This window comes from Paraburkholderia sp., from assembly GCF_036488795.1.
Taxonomy (GTDB): Bacteria; Pseudomonadota; Gammaproteobacteria; order Burkholderiales; family Burkholderiaceae; genus Paraburkholderia.
Genome location: NZ_DASXHA010000153.1, coordinates 1 through 9,344, shown reverse-complemented (window position 1 = coordinate 9,344; position 9,344 = coordinate 1). Strand labels below are relative to the sequence as shown.

The 9,344-nt window shown below is 63.9% G+C and carries 7 protein-coding genes and 2 pseudogenes; 5 read left to right on the top strand and 4 right to left on the bottom strand.

Going from position 1 to position 9,344, the window contains the following annotated elements; translation table 11 throughout:
• Positions 1 to 933: alkaline phosphatase family protein (locus VGH41_RS22420; RefSeq protein WP_331599794.1), on the top strand; the 933-nt coding region annotated here is incomplete at its 5' end.
• A 90-nt stretch (positions 934 to 1,023) separates the two neighbouring features.
• Here VGH41_RS22420 and ampC read toward each other — a convergent pair.
• Positions 1,024 to 2,205: a class C beta-lactamase gene (gene ampC / locus VGH41_RS22415; RefSeq protein ID WP_331599793.1), complete on the bottom strand. Its 1,182-nt coding sequence runs from the start codon at positions 2,203 to 2,205 to the stop codon at positions 1,024 to 1,026.
• Positions 2,206 to 2,382: 177 nt separating this feature from the next.
• Positions 2,383 to 3,297 carry a LysR family transcriptional regulator gene (locus VGH41_RS22410; protein WP_331599792.1) on the bottom strand — a complete coding sequence of 305 codons (915 nt, stop codon included), beginning with the start codon at positions 3,295 to 3,297 and terminating at the stop codon, positions 2,383 to 2,385.
• 119 nt (positions 3,298 to 3,416) lie between these two features.
• Here VGH41_RS22410 and VGH41_RS22405 point away from each other — a divergent pair, with 119 nt between their 5' ends.
• Positions 3,417 to 4,058 (top strand): glutathione S-transferase, encoded by a 642-nt coding sequence (locus tag VGH41_RS22405; RefSeq protein WP_331599791.1) that lies wholly within the window; start codon positions 3,417 to 3,419, stop codon positions 4,056 to 4,058.
• A 49-nt stretch (positions 4,059 to 4,107) separates the two neighbouring features.
• Positions 4,108 to 5,076 (top strand): annotated as a pseudogene (locus VGH41_RS22400) (pyridoxamine 5'-phosphate oxidase family protein); the annotation flags it as partial.
• Positions 5,077 to 5,471: 395 nt separating this feature from the next.
• Here the strand turns inward: VGH41_RS22400 and VGH41_RS22395 are convergent.
• Positions 5,472 to 5,849, bottom strand: a complete 378-nt coding sequence (locus tag VGH41_RS22395; protein WP_331599790.1) for a hypothetical protein — start codon at positions 5,847 to 5,849, stop codon at positions 5,472 to 5,474.
• 528 nt (positions 5,850 to 6,377) lie between these two features.
• Here VGH41_RS22395 and VGH41_RS22390 point away from each other — a divergent pair.
• Positions 6,378 to 7,388, top strand: a pseudogene (locus VGH41_RS22390) (ISNCY family transposase); the annotation flags it as partial.
• 334 nt (positions 7,389 to 7,722) lie between these two features.
• On the opposite strand, the gene VGH41_RS22385 reads toward VGH41_RS22390, so the two are convergent.
• Positions 7,723 to 8,781 (bottom strand): IS110 family transposase, encoded by a 1,059-nt coding sequence (locus tag VGH41_RS22385; RefSeq protein WP_331599795.1) that lies wholly within the window; start codon positions 8,779 to 8,781, stop codon positions 7,723 to 7,725.
• Positions 8,782 to 8,870: 89 nt separating this feature from the next.
• Between VGH41_RS22385 and VGH41_RS22380 the strand changes: the two genes are divergently transcribed.
• The gene (locus tag VGH41_RS22380) at positions 8,871 to 9,272 is read left to right on the top strand and encodes a hypothetical protein (protein WP_331599789.1); all 402 of its coding nucleotides are present in this window, start codon (positions 8,871 to 8,873) and stop codon (positions 9,270 to 9,272) included.
• The last annotated feature ends 72 nt before the right edge of the window (positions 9,273 to 9,344 follow it).

Here is a 9,344-nt window from a genome sequence, read left to right as displayed (position 1 = left end):
CCGTTCTTCGACGCAGTGGCGAGCCAGTACACGATCGGCGACTTCTACTTCAGCGGGGTTCTGGCCAGCACGTTTCCGAACCGTCTGTACCTGCATAGCGGCGCGACCGACCGGCTCGACGACAGCGTCGATACATCGTCGCTTGCGACGATCTGGGACAAGCTGAGCGATGCCAACGTCGGTTGTAACTACTATTACCACGACGTGCCGTTCACCGCGCTTTACGGCACGCGCTATCTCGGCATTTCGCGTCCGTTTTCGGATTTCCTGTCGCACGCCGCGGCGGGCACGCTGCCGCCGTTCTGCATGGTCGACCCCGCTTTCGTCGGCGAGCCGCTAGGCACTTCGGCGGACGATCATCCGCATGCGGACATCCGCAACGGGCAGGCGTTTCTCGCGCAGGTCTACGAGGCGCTGCGCACGAGCCCGACCTGGAGCCGCACGCTGATGATCGTCGTCTACGACGAGTGGGGTGGTTTTCTCGAACACGTGGTGCCGCCGACCCGGCCGATCAGCAACGACGAACTGTCGGCCGGCAACGACGGCAAGCTCGGTTTTCGCGTGCCGCTCGCGCTGCTTGGCCCACGGGCGCGGGCCGGTGCGATTACCCGCTATCCGTTCGACCCCAGTTCGATTCACGCGCTGTTGCAATGGCGTTTCGGCCTTCAGCCGCTCGGCGTGCGCGGCAACGATGCCGCGACGTTCAATCTGGCTTACGCGCTCGATTTCACCGACGCACCGCGTACCGACGCGCCGGCTTTCGCGGTCGCCCAAGGGCCGTTTGGCGCAGCGTGCGCAGGGGCGGCAGCGCCTTCGTCGTCAAGCTCGGTGGCGGCGATCGATCAGTCGCAACTGATGGCCAACCCGACAGCGGACCGCCTGACGGAGCTGCGTGCGAAGGCGGCGGCGCTCGGCTTCCAGACCGGCGGCTGACGCGCGGCGATACGCGCGACGCGGCGTGTATTGCCGCAGTCAGTCGAAGAGGCGACCGGCTGCACGCCGCCATGCGACGCGATTGGCAGACTATTGCGCGCCGCCGGCAAGCGCCGTCAAGATCTGATGCGCGGCGCTCACCCGTTCTTCGTTCGGGAAATTGCGGTTCGCGAGCATCACGATGCCGATGCGCTGGGCCGGCACGAACGCGATATACGCACCGAACCCGTTGGTCGAACCGGTCTTGTTGATCCACACGTTCTGCTGCGGCGGCAGCGGCGGGTCGATTGCGGTCGCGGGCGTCGCATCGAGCACCATCGCCGACGAATTGCCGGCCTGCAAGGTCTTCAAGTCGACCGGATACGGGTATTGCTCCCAGATCAGGTCCTGGGTCAGCACGCCGGCCTGGAAGTAGCCGGTATGCGTCGCGGTGATCGCGCGCTGGAACGTATCGTCGATCGGTACCAGGTTCATGTTCTCCTGCACGAAGCGCAGCAGGTCGGCGGCGGTCGTCTTCACGCCGTACGCCTCGGCGGACAGCACGCCGGGGCTCACGCGGATCGGCGCGCCGTCTTTCGTATAGCCCTGCGCGTAATCCGCCATTTTCGCGGCGGGCACGTCGATATACGTGCTCTTCATGCCGAGCGCCGGAAACACGCGTTGCTGCATCAGCGCGGTGAAATCCTGGCCCATGCTTTTCGCAGTGATCATCCCCAGCGTGCCGATGCCGGGATTCGCATAGGTGCGGTAGGTGCCGGGCGGATACGCGGGTTGCCAGTCCTTGAAGTACTGCAGCAATTGCGCGGTGTCATGGATGTCGTCCGGCACCTGGAGCGGCAGGCCGCCGGGGGTGTGCGTGCCGAGGTTCAACAGGCTGACCTTGCCGAACGGACGTCCGCGCAGCGCCGGCAGATACTGCTGCGTGCCATCCGCCAGCGATAGCTTGCCATTCAGCTGCGCATACGACGCGAGCGTGGCCGTGAGGGTCTTGCTGACCGAGCCGATTTCAAACAGCGTGTCGCGCGTGACCGGCTTGCCGGTCTGCGTCGACGCGACGCCATAGTCGAATACGTACGGCTTGCCGTCGACGATCACGCCGACTGCCATGCCGGCGACGTGATACTTCGCGATCAGCGGCCGGATTGCGGCGTCGACGGTGGGTTTGATGTGTGCGGCGGTGTCGCTGGCCGCCCGGCTGGCGGGTGAAATCGCGCACAGCGTGAACAGTGAGAATGCAGCAGTCGTGAAGAGCTTGAGCGTGTTGCGTTTCATCGGCAATGGTTCCTCGATCGTGGTGCGGGGGTGGTTCAGCACACTGCGTTTGCGGCCTGGTGAAGACGCGGCAGAGGCTGGGCTGAGGCCGCACTATCCGGCTTTTGCGCGGCGCTGACAAACGACGATATGTTGCGCGAGGCTAAAGAAAAAGTTATGGGACGGCACGCTCCGAGCCTAGTCCGGCTGCTCCACCGCCAGCCTGCGCTTGAGCGTATCGATCAACGCGCGCACCTTCGCCGGTGGATGACTGGTCGGCGGAAACACCGCCTGAATGCTCGCGGGCGCGGTGGCCCATTGTGGCAACAGCCGGACGAGCCGTCCGGCCGCGACGTCTTCGCCAATCGAAAAGTCCGTCAACAGACCGACGCCGCCGCCGGCGAGCGTTGCCGCGCGGCATGCGTCGGCGGTATTGACGAGCAACGCGGCCTGGCAACGCACGCTGGCGGTCTTGCCGTCGACGTGCCGCAGCTCCAGCGTGAGTGGATGCGGCAGCACCGACAGCGCGCAATAGGGCAGTGGCGCGAGATCGGTCGGCGTGTTTGGCGTGCCCCACATGTCGACGAATTCCGGACTCGCGACAAGCCACTTGACGAAGCTGCCCAGCTTGACCGCGCGATAGTTCGAATTCGCGAGCCGTCCGAGCCGGATCGCCACGTCGATGCCGTCAGCAATCAGATCGACATACTGGTCGCTGCCCAGCAGCTCGACGTCGAGTTCCTGATGCGCGCGCCGCAGCTCGACCAGCGCGGGCGCGACGACGAGCGCGCCGTAATCGATCGGCGCGCTCACGCGCAACGTGCCGCGCAGCGGCGACGTTTCGCCGCTGACCGCATTGAGCGCGTCTTCGGTGGCGCGCAGAATTTTTACGCTCGCCTGGTAAAACGCGCGGCCCGCTTCGGTGACGCCGAGCCGCCGCGTCGTGCGCACGAGCAGGCTCGCGCCGACTTCGGCCTCGAGCCGCTGCATATGCGTGCTGACCATCGTCTTGGCGAGGCCGAGCCGCGTTGCGGCGGCGCTGAGGGAGCCGGCGTCGACGACCGCGACAAAAACCGCGAGGCGATTCAGGTTGACGTTGCGCACATCGGCCATGGTCGATTGTCCATCCTCACTTGACTGTGTTTCCCGGATTATCGGGCTTCCGCGCACTCGCGCCTACGCCTATGCTGGCCGTGTCCCGCATCCTCATTTCCCTGCTTACGGAGTCCGACATGCCTGCCGCCCACCCCGCCCAGCCCATCAAGCTGTTCACGTCACTGCTGTCCGGGCACGGTCATCGCGTAAGGCTGTTTCTGACCTTGCTCGATCTGCCGTTCGAGATCGTCGCGCTGAACATGAAAGCCGGTGACAATCGCCGGCCCGAGTATCTCGAGCTGAATCCGTTCGGACAGGTGCCGACGATTCAGGATGGTGAGCTGACGCTGTTCGACTCGAACGCGATCCTCGTCTACCTGGCCAAACGCTACGGCGACCCATCGTGGCTGCCGGACGATCCGCGCGGCGCCGCCGCGGTGCAGCGCTGGCTGTCGCTGTGCGCCGGCCCGATTGCGTACGGGCCGTGCGCGGCGCGGCTCGTGACCGTGTTCGGCGCGCCGCTCGATCACCAGAACGCGAAGAACATCGCGGTGAAGCTGTTCGACGTAATCGACCGCGAACTCGCGGGCAAGCCGTTCGTGGCGGGCGAGCAGGTGACGATCGCCGACATCGCCGCGCACACGTATATCGCGCACGCGCCGGAAGGCGGCGTGTCGCTCGAGCCGTATTCGCATATTCGCGCGTGGCTGCGCCGGGTCGAGGCGTTACCGCGTTTCATCCCGATGCAGTCGACGAAAGCAGGTTTGTTGGCCGTCTGAGCATTTGCGTTGCCAGCCTGCGATGATGTTTTGCACAAGGAGTCCGATCATGTCCGAGTTCGTTGCGCTCAATGGCTGGGGTCTCGACGATTCGCCGTTCCATGCCGGCGAGCAGGCCGCACAGGAGCGCGCCGGCGTGCGCAGTGCGGCGGATTCGATGGGACGTCGCGGGATTCGCCGGTTTATGCCGGCGCAGCATCGCGAGTTCTTCGCCGCGCAGCCGTTCTTCGTGATCGGCGGCGTCGACGCGAGCGGTCAACCGTGGGCGACGGTGCGAGCGGGTGCCGCGGGATTCGTGTCGGCGCCGGATGAGCACACGCTGCGTATCGAAGGCGGCGCGCTGCCAGGCGATCCGCTTGCCGATAGCTGGCACGAAGGCGCCATGTTCGGTGGCCTCGGCATCGAGCCGCGCGTGCGGCGCCGCAATCGCGTCAATGGTGCGGTCAAGGCGATGCAAGGCGACACGCTGTTGATCGAAGTGACGCAGAGCTTCGGCAATTGCGCGAAGTACATTCAGAGCCGCACGCCGTTGTCGATTGCACCGGACGCTGCCGCGCCGTATGCGGAGCCCGAGATTGCGACACAGCTCGACGCCGCCGATCGCGCGTTATTGGCGAACGCGGACACGTTTTTCATCGCCAGTGCAAATCTGAGCGACGACGCGGGGCTCGCGCGCGGCGTCGATGTATCGCATCGCGGCGGCCCGCCGGGTTTCGTGCGCGTCGACGACGCGAATACGCTGAGTGCGCCCGACTACAGCGGCAACCGCTTCTTCAATACGATCGGCAATCTCGTGCTTGATCCACGCGCGGGTCTGCTGTTTATCGACTTTGCAACCGGCGATCTGCTGCATGTCGCGGTGCGGGCGGAAATCGTCTGGGAAGGGGAGGAAGTGGCCGCGTTTGCAGGCGCGCAACGACTCGTGCGCTTTCACGTGCGCGAGGTGCGGCGCAGTCGCGGCGCGTTGCCGTTGCGGTGGTCGGAGGCCGAGCTGGCGCCGCAGTTTGTGCCGAAGGCGACGGAAGTTGGGTGAGCGCGCCTGATTGCCGAAGCCGGGCACAACGGTTGTCGAAATGCGTCGTGGACGGCGGCAAGCTTGAGTGCGGGCAACGGGCCAAGCGGGCAGGGTGGCGCGCAGGCTTCCATTGCGAGACACAACGTGCACTGTCGGAGGCTTGCGTCAGTGGCGTTAGTGCGCGAGCAGCGCGCCTATTGCTCCGGGCAGAGCCGCATTAACGACGCCCTACGCGGCATGAGCGCAGTCGGATCGCAAGGTCCTGGCCGCGGTGCGGCGATGTGCGCGCATCACTTGCCCGTCGCAATGCGGCCGCACACAAAATGGGCCATCGGATCGCAAGCCCGGCCAATGTTGGCCGGTACGTTCGGCGTTTTTGCTGTCGAGCGCGATCACCGTTAAAAGCGATGAGGCGTATCCCCGGTTTGCAATCCGGGCGGCGCGGGCTCCGTCAGCGTGAAATGCGTCTGCGGACAGTCGACGATGCTGGCCGATACGTCGACGTGCGCCTCCGCCGTGAAAAGTCCGTCGAGATAGTCGAACGTGAGCAACGGCACGAGCGCGTCCAGCACCGCCTGTGCGTCACGCTGCGGGCCCGTTTCGATCTCGCCGACATCGAGCCGCGCGAGCCATCCTTGATGGTCGTCGCGCACCAGTTGCCCGAGCTCGATCAGCTTGCCGTCCTCGTTCTGAGCGAGCACGCGGGTTTGCACGGCGATGAGTCGGAAGGGGCGCGCGTCGCCTGCGTCGCTGCCCGAAAGAGCTTTTGCTGTCATGTCGATTCCTTGGTCGTTGACGATGAAATCGAACGGCTCGCCGCAACGCGTGTTCCCGACGCGTTATCCGTGAAGGCTGTAGCAGTGCTGAGGCCACTGGGCGTTGAGCCGGGCTGTTACCGGGCGCTTGTTTGTCTCCTGTACCTGTAGGAAGAAATCGCTCGCAGGCCAGTTCGACGTCGGTCCGAAGTCGGCCAACGGTGACGGACGGTGCTCGCGTTCTCGCGGGGCGGTTCCGTGCGATGGCGGCCATGAGGTCGGTGAGCAGCGCCGTAGCAACGAATGTGCGATCAAGCGTCGCTAATGGGGCCCGCACGTGGAAAGCGCTCGTGCGTGGATAAAGCAACCACCACAAAACATCTACGCGCGCCGCACGGGTTACTTGACATAAGATAAATTATCAACAATTCGGTTGTCAGAGCTTTTTAGAAATGTCCGGTTCTGGCTCATTAGAAATGTCCGGTTTCCGGCTCCGGGCTGGCGGCTGTGGCGCATGCTGCGGCAACCCAGCCAGCCCGGAGCCAGACCATGAACGGACGTGGATTCATCACGATCAGCATGCACGAGCTCGAGCGCGTGAAGATCATCGAAGCGGTCGTCCAGCATCGACTGACGGTCGTACTGGCGGCTGAACGGCTGCAGCTGGGTGAACGTCAGGTCAGCCGGCTGGTACGGCGCTACGAGGCCGCTGGACCGGCCGGGCTCGTTTCGGCGCGACGTGGTCAGCCGAGCAACCGCGAACTGCCGATGGATCTGCGGGCGCGGGCCATGGCGCTGGTGCGCGAACGCTATGCCGATTTTGGGCCGACGCTGGCGCGCGAGAAGCTCGCCGAATGTCATGGCGTGGTGCTGGCGAAGGAAACCGTGCGGCGCTGGATGCGCGATGCGGGGTTGTGGATTCCGCGCAAACAGCGGCCACCGAAGCTGCATCAGCCGAGAAACCGCCGCGCGTGTCTGGGCGAACTGGTGCAGATCGACGGCAGTGATCACCGGTGGTTCGAGGAACGGGCGCCCGCCTGCACGCTGCTGGTGTTCATCGACGATGCAACGGGCCGGTTGATGGCGCTGCACTTTACCGCGACCGAATCGACGTTCAGCTACTTCGAGGCAATGCGCGCGTACCTTGAACAGCATGGCAAGCCGGTCGCGCTATACAGCGACAAGGCCAGCGTGTTTCATTGCAACAGCCATTCGGTGACGCCTGGCAAGGGTGTGACGCAGTTTGGGCGCGCGCTGTACGAGCTGAATGTGGATACGTTCTGCGCCAATAGCAGTCAGGCCAAGGGGCGCGTCGAGAGGGCGAATCTGACGTTGCAGGATCGTCTTGTGAAGGAACTGCGGCTACGCGGAATCAGCACGAAGGAGGCGGCCAATGCTTACGCGCCCCACTTCATCGCTGACTTTAACGGCCGGTTTGGCAAGGTGCCGCGCAGCACATTCGATGCACACCGGCCGCTGCGGGTGGATGACGATCTTGATCTGATCCTGACGGTTCGTGTGCCGCGGCGCGTGTCGAAGGTACTGACGGTGCAGTACGACCTATAAGGACTTTCCTTTTTTGCAAGCTCGGGGTTCATTCATCAATTCGTTTGACTCCGATGTGATCGGACAGACATCCGGCATTCAGCGGCGAGACAGACTGCATACCTATAATCGGCCTTGTTAAGCACTGTCATTGCGGTGCCAGGGCCACGATAGTAACCGCGCAGCGAGACTCCATCCGGGTGACGGCGAATACATGCTATGTGCGCCTTGTCGTACTTCGAGTTCGCCCGCTGCCGGTCTGACCTGTCGCTATCCGTGCCTGTCGAATCCTTTTGTGCGGAGTCGTCGTTTTTGAGTTGTACAGCTATCGAGGTATGCGCCCGTGTCTTCACGGCCCGGTGGGGGTCGGACGGGTCGGTACATACGACGGATCGAAGCGCTCGCCCTTGGCCAGAATCGCCCACAGGATCCGAGCGTGCTTGTTGGCGACAGCCACCAGCGTCCGATACCAGCCCACACGTGCCTGGAGCTGAACGATCCAGCGCGAGAGCCGGTCGGTCCGTCGATGTGCAGTCGTTACGGCCGAGCGTGCGCCTTGAAACAACAGCGTGCGCAGATACGTGTTGCCCTGTTTGGTGATGCGGCCCAACCGGGTCTTGCCGCCGCTGCTCGCTTGCTTGGGCACCGAGCCAAGCCAGGCGGAAAATTGGCGACCATTCTTGAACACGCGCGCGTCGCCAACAGTGGCCACCGCGGCCGACGCGGTGAGCGGCCCAATGCCAATGACCGCCATGGCGCGCTGCGCGTTGCCGTCGTGCTTCACCTGCGCGGCAACCTCTGCGTCGCACCAGGCGATTTGTTGGTCGAGGGCCTGCAGGTGCTGCCAGCCTCGCAGCAGCGCAGTGCGCGCGACACCGTTCAGTTCAGTGGCCCCATCCTCCAGCGCTTCGACGAAGCGGGAACGAAATGCGTTGATGCCTTGCGGCAGGAACACGCCGAACTCGACCAGTTCACCGCGCAGTCGGTTGACGAGCGCGGTACGCTCCTGGACGAAACCGTTCCGCATCCGGTGCAGCAACAGTACGTTTTGCTGGTCTGCTGTTTTGACGGCCACGAATCGCATATGCGGCCGCCCCGCCGCCTCGCAGATGGCCTCAGCGTCCAGCCTGTCGTTCTTCACGTGCTTGCCTCCCTTGCGGTATGGTGCGGCGAACTGCGGCGCGATCAGGCGAACCTCGTGCCCTAGCGCACGCAGCTTGCGCCCCCAGTAGTGGGCTGCGCTGCATGCCTCCATTGCGACCAGACACGGCTTGAGGTTGGAAAACCATTCGAGAAACTTCTGCCGCGAGATGGCTTTCCTGACCACCGCGCGTTCCATGCCGTCCACGCCGTGAAGCTGGATCAGGTTCTTGGCCAGATCCACGCCGATACGAGTAATCTTGTCCATGACTTTCCCCTTCTCAGATGGGTTGCCCAGCGCCAACTATCCTCGCATATCGCTATGCCATGAGATCGGGAAAGTCCTTACTAATTCGGGTGATCTACCTGCTTGAGGACACGGTAGCCAACCGTGGTCTGATTCACCGTTATCTGGATGTGTTCGAGTATCCGGATGGGCGCATCGAGATCCGGGTGAATGGTGCTGCCCTGCCCTGTGTGCCGTATGACCGGCTCTCGCAGATCGATCAGGCGGCGGTAGTCGATAACAAGCGGCTGGGCCACACGTTGCAGCTGGCGCGGGTCATTCAGGCACAGCGCGATGACCGGCGGTCGTCGGGCTCGCCATCGAGGACCAACCAGGGCGAAGCACCGCGGACGAAGGAGCGCAAGGTGGGCACCCGCAAGCAGCGCGAGCTGACCCGGCAGGAGTTGAATGAAGCGATTCTGGGAACCGCCGGAATGCGGGTTGGCTCGGTGCTTAAAAGCCCTCTAACATAGAGATTGCTGGACTCTTAAAACCGGACATTTCTAAAAAGTCCAAACCCGGACATCTGAATCAGGCCCCGACAT

Coding starts and splice junctions, on each gene's coding strand:
- VGH41_RS22395 (WP_331599790.1), bottom strand. CDS start 5,849: ATGACAGCAAAAGCTCTTTCGGGCAGCGACGCAGGCGACGCGCGCCCC.
- VGH41_RS22405 (WP_331599791.1), top strand. CDS start 3,417: ATGCCTGCCGCCCACCCCGCCCAGCCCATCAAGCTGTTCACGTCACTG.
- VGH41_RS22385 (WP_331599795.1), bottom strand. CDS start 8,781: ATGGACAAGATTACTCGTATCGGCGTGGATCTGGCCAAGAACCTGATC.
- VGH41_RS22410 (WP_331599792.1), bottom strand. CDS start 3,297: ATGGCCGATGTGCGCAACGTCAACCTGAATCGCCTCGCGGTTTTTGTC.
- ampC (WP_331599793.1), bottom strand. CDS start 2,205: ATGAAACGCAACACGCTCAAGCTCTTCACGACTGCTGCATTCTCACTG.